This window comes from Bradyrhizobium sp. B039, from assembly GCF_038965675.1.
Classification (GTDB): domain Bacteria; phylum Pseudomonadota; class Alphaproteobacteria; order Rhizobiales; family Xanthobacteraceae; genus Bradyrhizobium; species Bradyrhizobium diazoefficiens.
The window spans coordinates 4265355-4284438 of the sequence record NZ_CP152416.1 but is presented as its reverse complement, the minus strand read 5'-3'; the positions used below and the strand labels follow the sequence as shown (position 1 = coordinate 4284438).

Here is a 19084-nt window from a genome sequence, read left to right as displayed (position 1 = left end):
CGATGCGAAGCATCGTCGAGCGCGATGCGCTGCTGAGCCGGGGCCCATCCATCCGCCATGCCGAGTGGCCATCTGGGTCCCGGCTCTGCGCCGCAGCGCTGTAAGCGTTGCGGCTTGTCCGGGACACGAGCAGATTCTCACGAGGCCTCAGCCTGCTCATACATTCCGGCGACGAAATCGCCGAATGTCGGTGCGAGCGGCAGCACGTAGCCCCATTCGTTCGACATCGCCTCGGCAAGCGTCCAGGGCTTCTCGTATTCGGCGATCTCGTGATCGATGAACCAGATCTTGCCGAAATGCGCCTTGTCGATCGTCATGCAGATCGGGTTGCCGCCGTGGTCGCTCATGATCCAGAGGAGTTCATCGACGGTCGGCCATTGCGGAGTCTGACGCGTCTGGACCAGCGAGCATTCATCGCGCCGCAATCCCAGCACCTCCTGGACCGCGCCGGCCCAGTGCCCTTGCGGCCAGTTGAACTCGGCAGAGCCCTGGAAATAGCCGCCGGCGCAGACCATCAGGAACTGGCGATACTCGTCCGGCAAGCGGCAGCCGATGGATTTTTCGAATGCCTCGAGCGCTGCGAGCGTCGGTTGCTCCGCGCGGGCGCGATCAACGCCGGCAATGAAGTCTGCGATATTCATGCGATCCCGTTCCTCGGCGCAGAAGCGCGCCACGCCTTCGTCGCAGGCATTCGGGAGCGGGTTCGACGATTGGAGGGGAGTAACGGCTGTCTCAGAGCAGCTTCGCGCTGACGAACAGCGCGCGCACGGCGTTGGTCGCCTGCACCGCGAGCATGGCGTTGCCGGCGGCGCCTTCCAGGGCCGAGATGGCTTCCTCGTGCAGCGTGCGGAATTCCATCCACTCGACCGACTTGAAGTTGGTGAGGAATTGATAGGCCTGGCCGACGGTCGCGATCGCCAGCGTGTCACCGTTCAGCTTGATCTTGAACGTCGTACGCAGCGGGGTCTCGGAATTCTGGGGATCACTCATGGGCTGCTTCTGGACAAGGACGGCTTAACGAAGGGGAAACGGCAGCCCCGCCGCGGCAGGCAAATATCAGGAGTCGGTGCTGCCGCGCTGTGACGCGGTCGCCGATCCTCTCAGGCTCGGCACCACGACCAGGCGGTTGAACTCGCCGTTGTCGTAGGCCTTGAGGAAGCGCTCATAGTCCTTGATCGAGACGCAGCCGTTGGAATCGCCGCGCGGCCCGAGCATGTAGCTGTGGGTGAGAAGGCCGACGCGGCCGAGCGCGCTGGTGCCCTCGGCGGGCGTCAAGCGCAGCGCGCGGATGCCGTGGAACAGCTTTTCGCGCGGCTTCAGATCGTAGGTCGCCGGCGGGGTCGCGCCCACCATGCGCTGGTCCACATGCTGGGGGTCGTCCATCAGCGCGCCCATGCCCGAATGCGCTTCCAGCGCGAGGCCGCTCGGCAGGTAAAGCGCCTTGGCCGAGATGTCGTAGACCGCCGTGCGCGAATCATAGCCGAGGGCGGCGAGATCCGGCGCCTTGCTGAACAGGCCATCGCCGGGGGTCAGCGAGGCCAGCTTGATCTTGTCGGTGAATTTTTCGAAGAAGTTGCGGTTGTCGACCCTGGGGGTGGTGTCGGCATAGGCCTGGCTGGACGCGATCTGGGCCGAGAAGTCCGCCTGCACCGGCCGCGAACGCGGCATCGGGACCGCGTCGGCACGCTCCGAGGGCCGCCTCTCGTCAACCGCCGTCCGGTCATCTTCGGTCAGGGTCGAGCGCCAGTCGTCGCCCTGGAGTTTCTGGGCCAGCATCGCCTTGGCATCGCGCAGCTTGAGCTGGACCGCATTCAGGGCAGAGCGCTCCAGCGTCCGCAGGCCGAGCTCGCGGGCGGGCGCGCTGCCAGATGCCGAAGCAAAACGGTCCTCGAAGGAAGGGGCATTGGCCGGCGGTAGCGCGGCGGAAACCAGCGGGGTCGAATCGCCCATATCGGCGACCCAGGCGGCGGCACCGAGCGACAGCGCAACAGCGGCCAGAGACAGCAGAATCGTCTCGGCCCGCCCGATACGGCGGCGCGACAACAGCCTCTCGGCTCTTGCGGTGTCGGAAACCATCAGATCCCCAAATCGACCCCCGGGGAGACCCACCCCCACCCGGAGACTCTCTATACCAGCTACCACATTGGGAGCCAAAAGTTAGGCATAATCACGGCCGTCAAGGCACCCCCAAGGTATCCAATGACCGCTCCTTTCGATCTAGACCGGTTCGTCCAGGCCCAAAACCCGGTCTATCCCACCGTGACCGGGGAGCTGTCCCGGGGCCGGAAGCAGAGCCACTGGATGTGGTTCATTTTCCCGCAGGTCGCCGGCCTCGGCTTCAGCGCCATGGCGCAGCGCTACGCCATCGGCTCGCGCGCGGAGGCCGAGGCCTATCTCGCCCACCCTGTCCTTGGCCCGCGCCTGATCGCGTGCACCAGGCTCGTGCTCGCCGTTCAGGGGCGGACCATCAACGCGATCCTCGGCGCGCCTGACGACGCCAAATTCCGCTCCTCGATGACGCTGTTCGGCGCGGTGTCCGATGATCCCATTTTCAATGAAGCGCTTGCCCGGTACTTCGCCGGCGAGCGCGACGGCGCGACGCTGGAGATCCTCGCAAAGCTCGATCAGCCGTCCAGCTGAGCTCGCGCGGCGGCAAGCAGCGTAAACCCGGGATTAACACGGGCGACCTATCGTCCGTGGAAAATAATTCTCCCCGCGCCAATTGCCGGACAGAACATGAAAATCGGAACGCTCCTGACCACCGCCATCGTCTCGCTCTCGACCGTCGGCGGCGGCCTCGCCGTCTACGTCGCCGTGACGAAATATCAGACGATGGAGCGGATCACCGAAGCACAGGGGCGGCTCGCGATCGTCCGCGCCGTCGGCGACATCCCGCGCTATCTCAACCCCGAGCGCGGCTTTTCGACCAACATCCTCTATGGACCGGCGACGGTGGACCCGGCGCTGCTCGCCGAGCAGGACAAGCTGCGCAAGCAGACCGACGGCGCCCGCGACCGGATGAACGCGTTGCGCAAGGACCTTCCCGGCCCGTTCGACGACGGCGCCACCACTGGCAACAACATCGACGGCATCAATTCGAAATTCACCGCGCTGCGCGAGGCCATCGACAAGGCGCTCGCGGGACCGGCGGACGCGCGCAAGGACGCCGCCAAGAAGATCGTCGCCGACAACGCCGTGCTCAACGGCGCCGTGACCGCGCTGCTCAACGAGCAGGTCCGCCGCATGGCGATCCTCAACGGCGACGCCTACCGGCAGGCGAGCTATGCCAACATCGCGATGACGCTGCGCGACGTCGGCGGCTTCAACTCCAGCCTGCACAAGAACCTCGTCGGGGGCAAGAAACCGGCGACGGACACCGAGAAGGCCGAGATCAGCCGCTCGCAGGGCCGCAACGACCAGATCGTGATGGCGTTGCTGGAATTGCGCGGCAATCCGGCAACGCCGGCGAACGTCGCCGCTGCGCTGGAGAAGTTCAACGCGGTCTATATCGAGGAGTTCGGCCGCGAGCTCAAGCTGGTGAAGGACGGTGCGATCAGCGGCAAGTACGAACACGACATGGACACCTATTACGCCGCGACGCAGCGCGGCCTCGGCACCATCATCGAGGTCCGCGACGCGCTTTACGACAATGCGGAGCAGATCCTGGCGGGCGCCTCCTCGGCTGCACGCACCAGCTTCACCGTCGCGCTCCTCGGCCTTGTCGCCGTGCTGATCGCCAGCATCGGCCTCGTCGTGACGGTGCGCCGCCGCGTCTGCGCGCCCATCGTCGGCCTGACCACGCGGATGTCGCGGCTTGCCGAAGGCAACGTTGCCGAGGAGATCCCCGGCGCCGAGCGCTCCGACGAGATCGGGGCGATGGCCGCGGCCGTGCAGGTGTTCAAGGACAACATGATCCGGGCCGACCGGCTCGCCGCCGAGAAGCAGGCCGAGAACGACGGCAAGATGCGCCGCGCGCAGGCGCTCGACGAGCTCACCCGCGCGTTCGAAGCCAAGGTCACCGAGCTCGTCGGCGGACTTTCGAAAGCCTCCTCCACCATGGAAAGCACGGCGCAGTCGATGACCTCGACCGCGGCCCAGACCAACAGCCAGGCCGCGGTCGTCGCCGCGGCCTCCGAGCAGACCTCCAGCAACGTCCAGACGGTCGCCAGCGCGACCGAGGAGTTGACCTCCTCGATCTCCGAGATCGGCCGTCAGGTCGCACAAAGCACCGAGATCGCGGCCCGCGCCGTCGACAACGCCCGCCGCACCGGCGACACGGCACGTACGCTCGCCGAGGGCGCGCAGAAGATCGGCGACGTCGTCACCCTGATCCAGAGCATCGCCGAGCAGACCAATCTGCTGGCGCTGAACGCGACCATCGAGGCCGCCCGCGCCGGCGACGCCGGCCGCGGCTTTGCCGTGGTCGCATCCGAAGTGAAGTCGCTGGCCGGCCAGACCGCCAAGGCCACGACCGAAATCTCCGAGCAGATCACGGCGATCCAGTCTGCGAGCGACGAGACCGTCGCCGCGATCCGCAACGTCGCCGACGTCATCGCCGAGATCGACCAGATCGGCACCGCGATTGCCGCGGCGATCGAGGAACAGGGTTCGGCGACCAAGGAGATCGCCCGCAGCGTGCAGGAAGCCGCCCGCGGCACCCAGGAAGTGAACACCAACATCTCAGGCGTGCAGCGCGCCGCCGACGACACGGGAGCTGCCGCACGCGAAGTGCTGGGCGCGGCCGAGCAGCTCTCGACGCAGTCGCGCGATCTCGCCGGACAGTTCGACCGCTTCCTCGGCGAGGTCAGGGCCGCCTGACGCTGCCGCTCGCTCAAGCTCAATAAGGCGGCGCCTTGCGCGCCCGCTGCGCCTTGGCCGCCTCGATCCACCAGGCGAGGTCGTCGGCAAAGCGCGGGAACGAACGCTCCAGCGCCTTGCCGCCCTCGCCGATCGGCTCGGAATCCGCCGACAGCGTCTGCGCGATCGGGCCGACGCCGATGGTGCTCGACACCACCACCATGCCCATTTCCGACAGCGTGCCGTGCCAGGCGGTCGAGGCGCGCGCGCCGGACAGGCGGCCGGCGGAGTAGCTGACGATCGCGGCCGGACGCCAGAACCATTCTTCGAGGAAATGGTCGGTCAGATTCTTCAATCCGGGCTGAATGCCCCAATTGTATTCGCCGGTGACGAAGACAAAACCGTCCGCGTCGCGGATCTGCCCGGCCAGCTTCTCCAGCGCCTCGGGCGCTGCGCCCTTGGGATATTCCTTGTACATGCGGTCGAGCATCGGCAGGCCGATCGCCTTGGCGTCGATGAACTCGACATCCTCGCCGCGCTCGCGCAGGCGATTGATGACAAAATTCGCAAGGCGGATGCCCATGCGGTCGGAACGGTAGGAACCGTAGAGGACGAGGATGCGATTGCTCATGGCTGAAGGCTAGCACAAAACCGGAGTCCGGCCCCAACCCATTTGTCGTGCTAGCGCCTGCGTCCGCGCTCCAGCGTCTCCGACGGCGCCTCGCCGAACCGGTCGCGATAGCTTCTGGAGAAATCGCTGAGATGCCAGAAGCCGAAGGCCAGCGCGACGGCCTTGACGCTATCGGCGCCCGCCAATAGCCGCAGGCGGACCAACCACAGCCGCCGCAGGCGCAGGTAACGGTGCAGGCTCATGCCGCGATAGCGGCGGACGACATCATGCAAGGTGCGGACGGAAAGGCCGAGCTCGCGCGCGATCTCCTCGCTGTAGATGGGCTGGGCGAGATCGCCGGACAACAGCGCGCGGATGTCCTGAAAGATCTTGAACTGCCGCTCGTCGTTCGGCCTCACCGTCCATCGCGCCGAAACCAAGTTGGCGAAGACGGCGTCGACCGCGCCGAACAGGGACTCCTTCATCGCCGCCGCCTTCAGCGGCGCCTCGGTGGGATCGATGGGCTCGGACGCGGCGGCCACCACCTCCCTGACCACGTTCCGCAACCCATTCAACGCCAATGTGCTGGCCTCAAAGATCTTGAAATTGGAACGCGTCTCGGGCCAGCCGCGGTTCTTGACCTCTGGTCGGAAGACGACCGAGGCGATTTGCCGCTGCACTTCCTCGATGGTGTTGTAGGCCGCGCCGCCGCTGCCGATGACGACGACCGCGCGGTCGCGTTGCGCACCGTTGAAGCGAATGGGAACGTCGAGGTCGTCCATCGCAAAACCAACCGCCGTGCAATCCGCGATGAGTTCAGCGTCCACAACCCGCGGAAAAGCGCGCGTCACGTTCACGTCGCAGCCTGGCAATTGCAGGATGATCTGCTCAGCCGCGATCCTTCGCACAAACGGTGTGAACTCGAAGTTCAGACCGCGGATCGCGTTGCGAAACTCATCGACGTCGGAAAAGCGAAATATCTTTGGCGCCAGTGTTGGCGCATCATCATCGCTGGTCATGGCAAAATGAAAACCGCGTCAGGAAAAATACGCGTGTCCGGGGTGAAAGCGCGGACCTGAATTCCCCCCTTTCGGTTGCCCCGTTAGACCGAAAAAATCATCCTAGTCTGTCTCGATCAGTTGGCGAGGGTCCAATTCAAAGGACAAGTTGACGGTTGGCGTCCTGCCAAATTTCGATAGCGTTTCCGGTAAAGCGGGCGGTGCGCTGATACCTGAAGGGTCAAAGTCTAAAATCCAAATTAACAACTTTAAGGCGCAATAGAACTCGTTCATTCGTTTTTTTTGAGATTCAGGCCCTGCCGTGATGGCAAATTCGCCTGCAGATATTCTTTTGGAGTTGGAAGAGGCGATCGCGGCCTGCTCGCCAGAGCGCTGCGGGCGTATCCTGTCAGGCATTGTCCATCTGCTCACAACCAGCCGCGACCGGCCTCAGGAGCTGCTCGTCAACGTCGTCGACGGTGTCCTCCTCCGACTGGCAAACCGGGTCGCTCCGGATTCGCTGATTCAGCTCAGCCGAGCGCTCGCCGAGTTGCCTGTTGCGCCGCAAGAGACATTGAGGCACCTCGCCTCGCACGAGGACTCCGCCGTCGCATGTCCGATCCTGCTCAAATCGCAGGCGCTGTCCGCCGCTGACCTCGAGACGGTCGCAACGTCCTGCGGCGAAAGCCATCGACTTGCAATCGCGTCTCGCGCGCGCGTCGAAGCGGCTGTAGCCGAGGTGCTGGTCATACGCGGCGGCCGCACGGTCTGCCTTGCGCTGCTAAGGAACCCGGGAGCCCGGTTCTCCGACGCGGCCTATACTGCACTCGTCGAGAATGGCTCGGCGGATGACGCGATCACGAAGGCGCTGGCGCTGCGGCCCGGTACACCAGATCTGGTCGTGCGCAGGCTGCTCTCCATCTCGCCAGGCAAGGCCTTGGCCAAGCCCAGCGCCTTTGCCGCACCGGGACAGGGCGCCGCACCGGGCGTCGCGGCCGCCCTCATTGCTCCAAAGCGGCCTTGCTCGGCCGACTATGCGAGCGCAAGGCCGGAAATCGTCGCCCTCAACCGGGTCGGCAAGCTCAACGATTCGACAGTGAACCGCTTTGCGATCCGCGGCGAGACCGCCAACCTGTTCACGGCGCTCTCCGTGCTCTCGGGAGCCCCGATCGAGATCGTTGAGCATGTCATGATCGATGACGACTGCGAGGCCCTTGTCATGGCCTGCCGCGCTTCGCGCCTGAACTGGGCGACCACGCTCGCGATCCTGAGCAACCGAGGCGGTGCACGTCTCTCCTTTGCCGAGCGCGAACGCGCGCAGCAGATCTTCGAAACGCTCCTCTTGTCGACCAGCCAATGGACGGTGCGGTGGGGGGAAATCGCGGCAGGTGCCAACACCAGCGATGGGAGAAATCGCTGTACAAAAACGGGGGTTAGCCGATGAGGTTCGACGGTCGCAAGGCGCTTCGCGTACGGATGGATCACAAGCAGCCTGTCAACCTGATGGGTTCGGACGGCACCTGGCGACGCAGTTGCGTCCTGCTCGACGTCTCGCAAACGGGCGCCAAGCTCGAGGTCGAGGGCACGCTGGACGTTCTTCAGGCCAAGGAATTCTTCATGCTGCTGTCGTCGACGGGACTAGCCTACCGTCGCTGCGAGCTGGTCTGGATCGACGGCACCATGGCCGGCGTGCACTTCATCACCTCAGACGGCAAGAAAAAACCGGCCAGCGCACCGGCGGCCGCCGCGCAGACTTCCGTTCAAAGCAAATAGGCCCAGGGATCATCGATTTCTTTGAACTCCCGGTAGAAACAGGTGCAACGTGCAGAACGCGCGAACCATATCCCGCCCCGTCAAAGGCGACGGCGGCATTCGAGAGCCGGATGCGATACGCCCGTTCGTGCATGTTCTGGCCGATTCCTCCGACAAATTGTGGGGCGTCTGCTCGATGCTCGAGCGGCAATTTGCCGTCGCCGGCGAACGGCTCGACGCCGCGCCCAAGCTGTCGCAAGTTCCCTTCGCAATCGTCGTCCGCGCCGAGTTGCGTGACATCGAAAGCATCGCGGCTATCAAGAAGCGGGCTGCCAAGCTGGCGAAGGCCACGAAGCGGATCTTCCTAGTCGAGCACTCCTCTCACACAACTGTATCGCAAGCCTACGCGCTCGGCGCCACGCTCGTTCTCCCCGGGGCGATCAACAGGATCAAGCTGCTGGCAGCGCTGGCTGATCCGGCCGAGCCTGTGTCTGCTTCCTCAAGCGGCACAACGCAGCTGGACAATGCGGCAGCAGCCGCGGCAACCGCCATCGCGTCGATGTTCACGGCCGTCACGCTCGGCGAGCCGCTTGATGTCGCCGGCACCAGGAAAGCCGGTCGCCAGATTGCCGATCGTATCACCCAGCACGGCCTGTCGGAATGGCTCACGACGGTGCGGCGCCACCACGAGGGCACCTATCAGCACTGCCTGCTCGTGACCGGCGTCGCCATCGACTTCGGCCTCAGCCTCGGCGTCGGCAGGGCCGATCTGGAACGCCTCTACTCGGCCGCCATGTTCCACGACATCGGCAAGGCTCAGATCCCGCTCGCCATCCTCGACAAGCCGGGCCGCCTCGACGCCGAGGAGCGCGCTCTGATCGAAACGCATCCGACCGCGGGCTATGAGTTTCTGAAAGGGCACGAGGGGATTTCGCCTGAAATCCTCGATGCCGTGCGTCATCATCACGAATATCTCGACGGCAGCGGGTATCCGGATGCGCTCTGCGCCGAGAGCATCGGCGATATCGTGCGGATCCTCACGATCTCGGACATCTTCGCAGCGCTGATCGAGCATCGCCACTACAAGCCGACGATGCCGCGCGTGGAAGCCTACAATATTCTCTGTGGGATGACTGGAAAGCTGGAGAAGGCGCTGGTCGCCTCGTTCAAGCGGGTCGCGCTGACGCGATAGCCCGGGAAACCGGCGAGCGCCTCCATGCGATAATTGCAGCCGACAATTGCTGCCGAACGCTAGTGCGTCGCCCGGTATTTGGCGCGGCGGGGGATGGAGCGGCAGGCGAGGCCCTCGGCCAGCAGCTTCATGTCTTCTCGTTTGCCGCTGCGGATCAATCGGCCGAACTCGTCGGCTGAGAAAGGAAGACTTGGATCATCATCGATCGGGCGCCGCACTCGCGGACCGAAGAACCTTAGAATCAGGCTAGCCAGCCGCCGCATGCCTATTCCCTCGCGCCAGCAACAAACCTCTCACGAGGCACATTGTTCCTGCTGGCGCGAAGAGAATGCAAGTGCGATCTGAACGGTCGTCACCGAAATTTGCGAAGCGGCAGGCTCTGTGCCCTACCCAATCCGCTTGAGCGTCTCGATGTCGCTCATGGCGCTGGTCAACGCCCCGTTGCGGTCGCGCACGAAGCTCTCGAGGTCCGATAGCACGGTGTTGATCATCTGAAGATTCTTGAACATCTCCTCGATCTGCGTCACGATGCTGTTGTAGCCTTCCTGGGTCTGGATCAGCTGGCCCCGGGTGTCGTTGATATTGGCTCCGAGCGACTCGAGCGATGTTTCCATGCCTCCGATCGAGGCGTGGGTACGCGTGAGGCTGGTTTTAGTGTCCTGCGCGAGCTTCTTCACCTCGGTCGCCACCACCGAGAAGCCCCGTCCCGCTTCGCCCGCGCGCGCCGATTCGATGGTCGCGTTGAGCGCCAGCAGGTTGGTCTGGCCCGCGATCGTGTCGATGATCTTCAGGATGTCCCGCAGCCCGTTCATGGCCTGAGTGAGGCCGGCGAACTCCTGCGACAATGCCGTCGTGTCGGTCGCCCGCGCCGCCGATTGTGCGCTCGCCACGATGACCGAGCGGATCTCCTCCACGATCGCGTTGATCGAAGCCGTCTGGCGCAGCGCGCCCTCGACCTTCCCGCTCAGCGTGGCGCTGGCGCTGAGATATTCCGTCAGACGATGCACGATGTCGTCCTTGATCCGGTTCAGCATGACCATGCGGTTGAGATGGGTGCGCGTGAAATATTCGACGAAATGCGCGTAGTGGATCGGGAACGTCTCGATGAACGGATCGTTCAGCGGCTTTTCCCTGACGTCGAAGAACACGATCGCGGTCAGCGTCTGATTGATGTTGATCCCGAACAGCTCCCCGAAGGTGGAAAAACCCGCGACCGGCATCGGCCACATGCCGCTCATGTTGCGGAGCTGGCTCTCGTTGTTCAGGCGGCGCAGGATGCAGTCGTTGAGGATCGCGCCGATCGCCGGCGGCTTGTCGCGCAGGAAGGCCTCGAGGTCACGCCGCGTCTGGTCCACGAAATCGGTGGCTTCCAGCAGCTCGAGTCTGTCGCCCGAATTGACGTCGCAGAAGAACGACACGACGCCGCTGTCCGCATCGATGCCCGCGACCGAGCGCACGAACAGGTCTCCGCCGACCTCGATGCCGAAGGAGTGCTTCGTCATCATCGACATGAGGTTCGCCGGAATCGTGTTCAGCGCCTTCGCCACCACGGAGGCGAACGGCTTGATCTCGCTCCCTTCCATGACGCCCGAGGCGGTGCGACGATCCGGATCGGCGTCCATCACGACGAAGGATTTTCCGGTCTTCTTGAAGTTCTGCGTCTTGAAGATACCGTAGGCGCGGCCCGGCGCCAGCTTCATGAAGACGATCAGCGCATGGTTCTCGAGCACCTGCCTGCCGTCGTAGAGATGAGTATGCTCGAAGTCGAGCTTGCCGCCGGCGGATCCTCCGACGAAACCGCACGGAAACTTGCCGCTCCTGTACACGGCCTCCATGAAGTAGCTCTCCGACGCCGACACGCCGTCCACGAGCGCGAAAGCGATCGTATCGCGCACGTCGATCGCGAAGGGCGTCCTGATCGCGGCGACCTCGCGCGTGATCGCTTCGATGCGCGCGTCATGGGCCCTGGACGGCTCTCCCTTGCGGATGTCGTCGTTGTGGAGGCGGACGCTGTGGATGCTGACGGACTGAAACAGATCGGCCGGAAAAACCTGCACGACGACGGACGACCAGTTCGACCCCGTCGGCTTGTAGAGCGACTGGCCCGCCGAGCACAGCTCGCCCGCGGTCGACATCGCGATCACCGGCGTCGACCCCGCCAGCCTCTGCAACGACGATGCAACGCGCGCGAAGTCGCAGTGGGGTGAGATGAACGCGAGAACCAGCGGCGACCGCGCGCCCTCTACGACGAAGTCGCCCTCGGAAATATTTTGCAGCCGGTCGTCGCTCTCCAGCACCCGAATCGCGCAGGCCTCACGAACCGCCGGAGCCCCTTCCTGTGCCTCCGCAACGATCGACGGCGCGGGCTGCTTGTGACTTGCCTGGGAAAACAACGAGAGCATGGCAATATCCTTGTTCGACGCGCGACGCGTCTCAAAGGAGTGAACTACGGATTCGAAATTGCCATTCGGTTAGGAAGCGCGCGGCGCAGGCGCGTTTGTGCTGTGAATGCGCACCGTAGGATTACGGCGTCGCATCGTTTCGTGGGCTCATGATACCGATCGCATCGATGCATTTGATCCAGATCAAATCCGCGCGGCGCCCTCGCGCCGGCGGCATTGCAACGGACATCGGCACGATTCCGTATCGCCGACACATCTACGCCTGCGTGCACTACTCGGCGAATCCGACGAAGCGGACGAAGTCGCTGTTCGCCACGCGATCCGAGCGCACCGCGTTGGCGGCAAAGCCGTCGTCGGGATATCCCATCGCGACGCAGGTCATGATCACCTCGTCCTCCGGAATCTTCGCAACCTCGCGCACGATGTCGGAGCGCATGATGCCCTGCCCGTTGATCACCGAACCGAGCCCGCGGTCCCAGGCTGCGAGCACGATGCCGTAGCAGAGCGCGCCGAGATCGAAATGGCAGACCGCGCCGGGATCGAGCACGCGGTCATAGGTCAAGACCAGCGAGACCGGCGCGTCGAACTGGCGGAAGCCGCGCAGCACCCAGTCCTGTCGCATCGGCTTGTCGTCGCGTGCGATCCCCATCGCGCCGAATAGCTTCTTGGCGATATCGACCTGCCGGGTGCGATGCACGCCCTGGTACTCGCCATGGCTGATGATGTCGCGCTTGACCTTGGCGCCGCCGACCATCTCTTCCATGTTGCGGCGGCGCAGCTCTTCCAGCGGGCTGCCTGTCAGCACATGAACGTGCCAGGGCTGGGTGTTCATCGACGACGGCGCGCGCTTGGCGCTCTCGATGATCGCTTCGATCACGCTGCGTGCCACCGGCTTGTTCTTGAAACCGCGCACGCTGCGGCGCGACTGAACCAACGTTTCGAATTCCAACCTCAACCTCCCTGGCGCAGACCCGTCCGGCAGTTGCCGATGCGGCGCGCAAAATCTATGCTAACCCGCAAGCAAGACCAAGAACCCAGCCGTGGAAGGACCCGCAATGGCCGCACCGCTCGATCCCGTCATCGCCCAGATCATTCCGCTGCTGCCGCTGCGCGATCCGACCACGATGACGCCACAGAGCGCCCGTGATTCCTTGCGCGCACTGGCTGCCGCGCGTGCGGCCGTGCCGCCGCCACGGGTCGATACGGTGCAGGATATCAAGGTGAAAGGCGGCGCTGGCCCGCTCGATGCGCGCCTCTACCGTATCGGCTCCGATCCCGCGCCGACCGTGGTGTTTTTTCACGGCGGCGGCTGGGTCGCGGGCGATCTCGAGACCCATGACCGGCAGGCGCGCAATCTTGCGATCGAGACCGGCGCGGTCGTCGTCTCCGTCGACTATCGTCGCCCGCCGGAGACGCGCTTTCCCGGCGCCTTCGAGGATGCCTTTGCCGCGGCGCGCGACATCTTCAACCGCGTCGCGGAATTTGGCGGCGACTCAAGGCGCCTCGGCGTCGCCGGCGACAGCGCCGGCGGCAATCTCGCAGCCGCCACCGCGATTGCCTGCCGCGATGCCGGCATCAAGCTCGCCGCGCAGCTGCTGGTTTATCCCGTGACCGACGTCGCAGGCCACTATGCCGATGCGCGCGAGAACGCGCGCTTTCCCTCGCGCGCCGAGAATGCCGACGGCTACTTCCTCTCCCGCGCCGTGATGGAATGGTTCTGCGGCCATTATCTCGCCGATCCCGGCCACGGCGCCGACTGGCGCGTCTCGCCGCTGCGCGCGGCTTCGCTTGCCGGCCTCGCACCCGCGATCGTTGCCACCGCCTCGTTCGATCCCCTGCGCGACGAGGGTGCCGCCTATGCACGGGCGCTGGAGGCCGCCGGCGTGCGCGTCAAGCACCATGAGGGCCCAGGCTTGATCCACGGCTATTTTGGTCTCGGCGACGCCTCGGACGTCGCGCGGGCCGAGGCGCAGCGTGCGCGCGCCGACTTCAAGGCGCTGCTCGCGCGCGGCATATGAGGACCGACTAGACGCTCCGCGCCCGCTGGGCCGCCGTGTGGCCCCACGTTTCGTCCCAATCCTGACCGGCGGCATCGACGACGCGGCCGTCGGCTTCAAAGAACTTGTTCGGCACCTGGAAGATCGCAAGGATCAAGGCCCCGTCCGGACACCAGGCGGCGTGGCGGCTGCCCGCCTCGCGCCAGATAAATTCGCCGGCCTTGCAGGCGATGCCCTTGGCTGGGCCCTCCTTGTCGACGAGAGCGCCTTCAATGACGTAGCTCTGCTCGATGCCGACATGCTCATGATCGGGCAGCACCGATCCCGGCGCGAAGCGCATCAACGCCGTCATCAGCCCCGTGCCGCGATCGAACAGCAAGGTCTTGGCCTCGCAGCCGGGAAAGCGCGTCTTCTGCCATTCCATTGTCGCGGGTTGAACCAGATGAGAATGCTGGTCGGCGGTCTGCGGGCTCGTCACGGCATCCATGGCAACGCTCCGTTCCTGCTGGAATGGGATCAGCCTAACAGGTCTCGGCCGCGCGGTCAGCGCGCAGTGCAGCAAGCGGCGGGCGCGAATCCGGAGGCCGGCCCGGAGCCGCGCGCGTCAAGGCGGAATGCATTCATCGCGCGCAGCGAAAATATCAGCGCCCGCGCCCGGCACGCGCCGATCCTGCTTGATTGCGCCACGATTCCCGGCTCCAATCTCCGCACCATTTCTGGTTTAGGGAGACACCCATGCTGAAACGTATTTTCCTGGCTGCGATCGTCGCCACCTTTGCAGCAGGCTCGGCCTTCGCGGAGGACACCTGCGAGAGCAAGGCCGTCGGCAAGGACGGCAAGCCCTTGGCGGGAGCGGCCAAGACCTCGTTCCTGAAGAAGTGCAAGGCCGACGCCTGCACGCCCAAGGCCGTCAGCGCCGACGGCAAGCCGCTGGCCGGTGCCGCCAAGAACAGCTTCATGAAGAAGTGCGAAGTCAGCGCGTAACGCGGGCTGCGACACTCTCGTGCCCCGGACGCAGCGCAGCGCTTCTTCAGCGATGCGCTGCAGAGCCGGGGCCCACGCTTTCACGTGCATTCCGAGAGATGGGTCCCGGCTCAGCGGAGCGTCACTGCGCGCCGCACCGCGTCCGGGACACGAGACCTGCCTACGCGCTTACGAGTTTCGCCGCCATCACCCCCGCTTGAACCGGTAGTCGAACGCCCCGTCCAGCGGCTTGATCAGCCCGACCGTCGGCGCCGGAAAATGGATCGGCAGGATCAGCGTGTCGGTGTCGGCGACGGAGGCGAAGAACTTTCGCCGCGAGACCGCCGACTGTTTCGCATCCCAATCCGGCATCGCCGACCAGTCCGGCTCACGGCACTGGATCTGGTGATGCATGAGATCGCCCGCGACCACCGCGCGCTGGCCCTTCGAGAAGATGTTGACGCAGCAATGGCAGGGCGAATGCCCCGGCGTCGGCGTCAGCGTCACGGTGTCATCGAGCGCGTAATCATCGTCCACCAGCAGCGCCTGCCCGGCCTCGACGATCGGCAGGCAATTGTCGCGGAAGACGGTGCCGGGCGGGTTGCTGCCCTTGGCGTTCTCGGCCTCCCAGGCTGCATACTCACCCTTGTGGAAGACGTATTTCGCATTCGGGAACGTCGGCACCCAGCGGCCGTCACGCAGGGTCGTATTCCAGCCGGTGTGATCGATGTGAAGGTGCGTGCAGAAGACGTAGTCGATCTGTTCGAAAGAGATGCCGAGCGCGAACAGTTCGTTGCGCCAGCGCTCCTTGCCGGGAAAGTCGAACGGCGGCGGATGCCCCTTGTCCTCGCCGGTACAGGTATCCACCAGGATTGTGTAGCGCGGCGTGCGCACGACGAACGTCTGGTAGGTGATGACCATCATGCCGCGCGCGGCGTCGAACACCTCCGGCTCCATCGTCGGCAGATGGCGCCTGAATACGCCCTCATCGTAAGCCGGGAAAAAGTCCTGAGGCCGTCGCCAGGGCCCTTCCCGCTCGATCACCGCGTCGATGGTGATGTCGCCGATCCGGAGTTGCTTCATGGTTGCTTTGCTCCCTTTTTTGCTGAGAGCGTAGCGCGAGGCATCGACGCGTCAAGGCATGTATCGGAATGCTAGCTCAGCCCCCCGGTACATCGTTGTGCGAGCCGAACGGCATGTCGCTTCTTGGCAAACTCCACACCAATGTTAGCATAGCACGGTGCCCCTCGGAGAGATGCTGTGGCTGTCCCAGTCGAATTGCTAGCTCGGGTGATCGGTTCGCTACCGGCGAGCGAAGACGCCGAGGCGGCTCTTGGCTTCCTAAAGCGGTCGGACCTGACCAGAATCGTTCCGTCTGGAGAAGAAGCTAGCTTCGGGCAGGCAGACGAGTCCTTGCGAATTTGCAGGATCAGGCAAGTGAGCGCGACAGAGGCCGGCATTGTCACATACGGCTTTCATTCGCTGCTGTCCGCTCTAGAGAAATTGCATCCGACGGAGATCCTTACCCTAACGGCGTTCGCCACCGCCGAGTGGTACGGCACCTTTTGGTTGGACCAAGCCGATCGACTTGTGGGGTTCGTCCTCGTCCAGCGCCGCCCCCCTGAAGAAGAGCAAGAGCGCCTGGAGTGGCTTCGGCGAAACCTGACATAGAACGCAAGACGAGCGCCAACAGCGTTTTGATCCCGGAGCGCTACGCTCCATCCGGGCTACAGGCCGCCGCTACGACCGCAACCCCGGCGCTTCCTGCCCGGTCCGCGCGACATATTCGGTGTAGCCGCCGCCAAACTGGTGGATGCCCTCGGGCGTCAGCTCGAGCACGCGGTTCGACAGCGTCGCCAGGAAATGCCGGTCGTGCGAGACGAACAGCATGGTGCCTTCGAAATCCGACAGCGCCGTGATCAGCATCTCCTTGGTGGCGAGGTCGAGATGGTTGGTCGGCTCGTCCAGCACCAGGAAGTTCGGCGGATCGAACAGCATCTTCGCCATCACGAGGCGCGCCTTCTCGCCGCCCGAGAGCACGCGGCAGCGCTTCTCGACGTCGTCGCCGGAGAAGCCGAAGCAGCCGGCGAGCGCGCGCAACGAGCCCTGCCCCGCGGTCGGAAACGCGTCCTCCAGCGACTGGAATACGGTGCGCTCGCCGTCGAGCAGGTCCATCGCGTGCTGGGCGAAATAGCCCATCTTGACGCTGCCGCCGACCGCCACCGTCCCCTGGTCCGGCTCGCTGGCGCCCGCGACGAGCTTGAGCAGCGTCGACTTGCCGGCGCCGTTGACGCCCATCACGCACCAGCGCTCCCTGCGACGGATCATGAAATCGAGGCCGTCATAGATGCGCTTGCTGCCATAGCCCTTGTGGACGCTCTTGAGCGCCACGACGTCCTCGCCCGAGCGCGGTGCCGGCGGGAAATCGAACGCGATGCTCTGGCGGCGGCGCGGCGGCTCGACCCGCTCGATCTTGTCGAGCTTCTTCACCCGGCTCTGCACCTGCGCAGCATGCGAGGCACGCGCCTTGAAGCGCTCGATGAACTTGATCTCCTTGGCGAGCATCGCCTGCTGGCGCTCGAACTGCGCCTGCTGCTGCTTCTCGTTCAGCGCGCGCTGCTGCTCGTAGAACTCGTAGTCGCCGGTATAGGTCGTGAGCGAGCCGGAATCGATCTCGATCACCTTGGAGATCACACGGTTGATGAACTCGCGGTCATGCGAGGTCATCAGCAGCGTGCCTTCGTAATCGTGCAGGAATTTTTCCAGCCAGATCAGGCTTTCCAGATCGAGATGGTTGCTCGGCTCGTCGAGCAGCATGACGTCGGGGCGCATCAAGAGGATGCGGGCGAGCGCCACGCGCATCTTCCAGCCGCCCGAGAGCTTGCCGACATCGCCGTCCATCATCTCCTGGCTGAAGCCGAGGCCGGACAGCGCCTCGCGCGCACGGCCGTCGAGCGCGTAGCCGTCGAGCTCCTCGAAGGCGTGCTGCACCTCGCCATAACGCGCGATGATCTCGTCCATCTGGTCGGCCTTGTCGGGGTCGGCCATGTCAGCCTCGAGCTGGCGCAACTCGGCTGCGACCTCGCTGACGGGACCGGCGCCGTTCATCACCTCGGCCACGGCGCTGCGGCCACTCATCTCGCCGACGTCCTGGTTGAAATAGCCGATCGTGATGCCGCGATCGGTCGAGACCTGCCCTTCGTCGGGCAGTTCCTCACCGGCGATCATCCGGAACAGGGTGGTCTTTCCCGCGCCGTTCGGCCCGACGAGACCGATCTTCTCGCCCTTGTTGAGGGCGGCGGAGGCTTCAATGAACAGGATCTGGTGGCCGGCTTGCTTGCTGACGTTGTCGAGGCGGATCATGAGGTCTTTTTGGGGGGAATTTTGCGTTGCAGCGTCATAGGCCATGCCGGCTCCCAGGGGAAGCCCGGCGAGGCCCGGAGGCACCGGTTGCCAGCGGCTAAATATTGCCTGCCAGGGCCGGGACCGCAGCAGGAGCCGGTCGGGGCGACCGTCTGCGCCTCCTGGCAGGCTAAATCGCCATGCCTCCAGAAACCTCGATCCGCTGCGCATTGACCCAGCGATTATCGTCAGACAGCAACGATGCGATCATCGGGCCGATGTCATCGGGAACGCCAGCCCGGCCAAGGGCCGTCATCCCGGCAACCTGCTTGTTAAGCTCCGGATTGTCCCGGACCATCCCTCCGCTGAAATCTGTCTGTACCGCACCCGGAGCCACCGCGTTGACGGCAATCCCGCGAGAGGCGAATTCCTTTGCCTGGTAGCGGGTCAACACATCGATTGCGGCCTTCAGTGCGCCGTAGGGACCGCTTCCGGGAATGATGATCCGTGCGAGCCCGCTCGAGAGGTTCACGATCCGGCCACCGTCACTCATCAATGGAAGCAATTTTTGGGTGAGAAAAAAGACGCCTTTGAAGTTCACCCGGTATATGTCGTCGAGCTCTGCTTCGGTCGTCTTCTCAAGTGAATTATGGTGGGAAATACCGGCATTGTTGACGAGATAGTCGAAACGGATCGCGCCAATTTCGCCCAGTGCCGCTCGAACTTGCGAGACGAAGGTTTCGAATGTACTCGTTCGTCCGACGTCGAGTTGCAAGGCCCTCGCTCTGCGCCCCATTTGCTCGACCTCTCGCGTGACCATTTCGGCCTCGGCGACGGCCGAATGGTAGGTGAACATGACATCGACGCCTCGCCGTGCGAGATTGAGCACCGTGTTTCGCCCGAGGCCTCGGCTTCCGCCGGTGATCAACGCAATTCTTCCCCGCTGCTTCATCACGCTCTCCTGATAACCCCAATCCGGCAGATTGACGCTACCGCCGCTCCGAAGCGCGGCGCGCGTTAGAAGCTGTTAG

The 19084-nt window shown here is 64.4% G+C and carries 20 protein-coding genes; 8 read left to right on the top strand and 12 right to left on the bottom strand.

The window, feature by feature from the left end; all coding sequences use genetic code 11:
* Nucleotides 1-137 precede the first annotated feature (137 nt).
* The 3 genes from AAFG50_RS19915 to AAFG50_RS19905 all read right to left on the bottom strand — a co-directional run bounded on the left by AAFG50_RS19915 (nt 138) and on the right by AAFG50_RS19905 (nt 2007).
* The gene (locus AAFG50_RS19915; protein ID WP_028171172.1) at nt 138-641 is read right to left on the bottom strand and encodes an SMI1/KNR4 family protein; all 504 of its coding nucleotides are present in this window, start codon (nt 639-641) and stop codon (nt 138-140) included.
* A gap of 91 nt (nt 642-732) precedes the next feature.
* The gene (locus AAFG50_RS19910) at nt 733-990 is read right to left on the bottom strand and encodes a hypothetical protein (RefSeq protein ID WP_028171171.1); all 258 of its coding nucleotides are present in this window, start codon (nt 988-990) and stop codon (nt 733-735) included.
* A gap of 66 nt (nt 991-1056) precedes the next feature.
* Nucleotides 1057-2007 carry a DUF2778 domain-containing protein gene (locus tag AAFG50_RS19905; RefSeq protein WP_028171170.1) on the bottom strand — a complete coding sequence of 317 codons (951 nt, stop codon included), beginning with the start codon at nt 2005-2007 and terminating at the stop codon, nt 1057-1059.
* A gap of 192 nt (nt 2008-2199) precedes the next feature.
* Here AAFG50_RS19905 and AAFG50_RS19900 point away from each other — a divergent pair, with 192 nt between their 5' ends.
* Nucleotides 2200-2640: a DUF1810 domain-containing protein gene (locus AAFG50_RS19900; protein ID WP_028171169.1), complete on the top strand. Its 441-nt coding sequence runs from the start codon at nt 2200-2202 to the stop codon at nt 2638-2640.
* A 96-nt stretch (nt 2641-2736) separates the two neighbouring features.
* Nucleotides 2737-4818: a HAMP domain-containing methyl-accepting chemotaxis protein gene (locus AAFG50_RS19895; protein ID WP_028171168.1), complete on the top strand. Its 2082-nt coding sequence runs from the start codon at nt 2737-2739 to the stop codon at nt 4816-4818.
* A gap of 19 nt (nt 4819-4837) precedes the next feature.
* Here the strand turns inward: AAFG50_RS19895 and AAFG50_RS19890 are convergent, their stop codons facing one another.
* Both AAFG50_RS19890 and AAFG50_RS19885 read right to left on the bottom strand, forming a co-directional pair.
* Nucleotides 4838-5428 (bottom strand): NAD(P)H-dependent oxidoreductase, encoded by a 591-nt coding sequence (locus tag AAFG50_RS19890; protein ID WP_028171167.1) that lies wholly within the window; start codon nt 5426-5428, stop codon nt 4838-4840.
* Nucleotides 5429-5478: 50 nt separating this feature from the next.
* Entirely contained in the window at nt 5479-6426 is a 948-nt protein-coding gene (locus AAFG50_RS19885) for a helix-turn-helix domain-containing protein (RefSeq protein WP_028171166.1), read from the bottom strand.
* A gap of 301 nt (nt 6427-6727) precedes the next feature.
* Between AAFG50_RS19885 and AAFG50_RS19880 the strand changes: the two genes are divergently transcribed.
* The 3 genes from AAFG50_RS19880 to AAFG50_RS19870 are packed head-to-tail and all read left to right on the top strand — an operon-like array spanning nt 6728 to nt 9349.
* On the top strand, nt 6728-7849 hold the full coding sequence (locus AAFG50_RS19880) for a DUF2336 domain-containing protein (protein ID WP_028171165.1): 1122 nt from the start codon (nt 6728-6730) through the stop codon (nt 7847-7849).
* Complete coding sequence (locus AAFG50_RS19875; protein ID WP_028171164.1) at nt 7846-8178, top strand: PilZ domain-containing protein; 333 nt, start codon at nt 7846-7848, stop codon at nt 8176-8178. The genes AAFG50_RS19880 and AAFG50_RS19875 overlap by 4 nt, the downstream gene beginning before the upstream one ends.
* A gap of 49 nt (nt 8179-8227) precedes the next feature.
* Nucleotides 8228-9349 carry an HD domain-containing phosphohydrolase gene (locus AAFG50_RS19870; protein WP_028171163.1) on the top strand — a complete coding sequence of 374 codons (1122 nt, stop codon included), beginning with the start codon at nt 8228-8230 and terminating at the stop codon, nt 9347-9349.
* A gap of 59 nt (nt 9350-9408) precedes the next feature.
* Here AAFG50_RS19870 and AAFG50_RS19865 read toward each other — a convergent pair whose 3' ends face one another.
* The 3 genes from AAFG50_RS19865 to AAFG50_RS19855 form a co-directional block, all read right to left on the bottom strand.
* On the bottom strand, nt 9409-9612 hold the full coding sequence (locus AAFG50_RS19865; RefSeq protein WP_028171162.1) for a hypothetical protein: 204 nt from the start codon (nt 9610-9612) through the stop codon (nt 9409-9411).
* 123 nt (nt 9613-9735) lie between these two features.
* Nucleotides 9736-11751 (bottom strand): FIST N-terminal domain-containing protein, encoded by a 2016-nt coding sequence (locus tag AAFG50_RS19860; RefSeq protein WP_028171161.1) that lies wholly within the window; start codon nt 11749-11751, stop codon nt 9736-9738.
* A gap of 271 nt (nt 11752-12022) precedes the next feature.
* Nucleotides 12023-12700, bottom strand: coding sequence for a nitroreductase (locus AAFG50_RS19855; protein WP_342714208.1), 678 nt, complete (start codon nt 12698-12700; stop codon nt 12023-12025).
* A gap of 106 nt (nt 12701-12806) precedes the next feature.
* Here AAFG50_RS19855 and AAFG50_RS19850 point away from each other — a divergent pair, with 106 nt between their 5' ends.
* Nucleotides 12807-13769 carry an alpha/beta hydrolase gene (locus AAFG50_RS19850; RefSeq protein ID WP_028171159.1) on the top strand — a complete coding sequence of 321 codons (963 nt, stop codon included), beginning with the start codon at nt 12807-12809 and terminating at the stop codon, nt 13767-13769.
* 7 nt (nt 13770-13776) lie between these two features.
* Here AAFG50_RS19850 and AAFG50_RS19845 read toward each other — a convergent pair whose 3' ends face one another.
* Nucleotides 13777-14235 carry a cupin domain-containing protein gene (locus AAFG50_RS19845; protein WP_028171158.1) on the bottom strand — a complete coding sequence of 153 codons (459 nt, stop codon included), beginning with the start codon at nt 14233-14235 and terminating at the stop codon, nt 13777-13779.
* A gap of 248 nt (nt 14236-14483) precedes the next feature.
* Between AAFG50_RS19845 and AAFG50_RS19840 the strand changes: the two genes are divergently transcribed.
* Entirely contained in the window at nt 14484-14732 is a 249-nt protein-coding gene (locus tag AAFG50_RS19840) for a hypothetical protein (protein ID WP_011086960.1), read from the top strand.
* A 186-nt stretch (nt 14733-14918) separates the two neighbouring features.
* On the opposite strand, the gene AAFG50_RS19835 is transcribed toward AAFG50_RS19840, so the two are convergent.
* Nucleotides 14919-15794: an MBL fold metallo-hydrolase gene (locus tag AAFG50_RS19835; protein WP_028171156.1), complete on the bottom strand. Its 876-nt coding sequence runs from the start codon at nt 15792-15794 to the stop codon at nt 14919-14921.
* A gap of 177 nt (nt 15795-15971) precedes the next feature.
* Here AAFG50_RS19835 and AAFG50_RS19830 point away from each other — a divergent pair, with 177 nt between their 5' ends.
* Nucleotides 15972-16382 carry a hypothetical protein gene (locus AAFG50_RS19830; RefSeq protein ID WP_129557568.1) on the top strand — a complete coding sequence of 137 codons (411 nt, stop codon included), beginning with the start codon at nt 15972-15974 and terminating at the stop codon, nt 16380-16382.
* Between the two features lie 69 nt (nt 16383-16451).
* Here the strand turns inward: AAFG50_RS19830 and AAFG50_RS19825 are convergent, their stop codons facing one another.
* Nucleotides 16452-18074 carry an ABC-F family ATP-binding cassette domain-containing protein gene (locus tag AAFG50_RS19825; RefSeq protein ID WP_011086957.1) on the bottom strand — a complete coding sequence of 541 codons (1623 nt, stop codon included), beginning with the start codon at nt 18072-18074 and terminating at the stop codon, nt 16452-16454.
* Between the two features lie 169 nt (nt 18075-18243).
* Nucleotides 18244-19005 (bottom strand): SDR family oxidoreductase, encoded by a 762-nt coding sequence (locus AAFG50_RS19820; protein ID WP_039184398.1) that lies wholly within the window; start codon nt 19003-19005, stop codon nt 18244-18246.
* Nucleotides 19006-19084 lie beyond the last annotated feature (79 nt).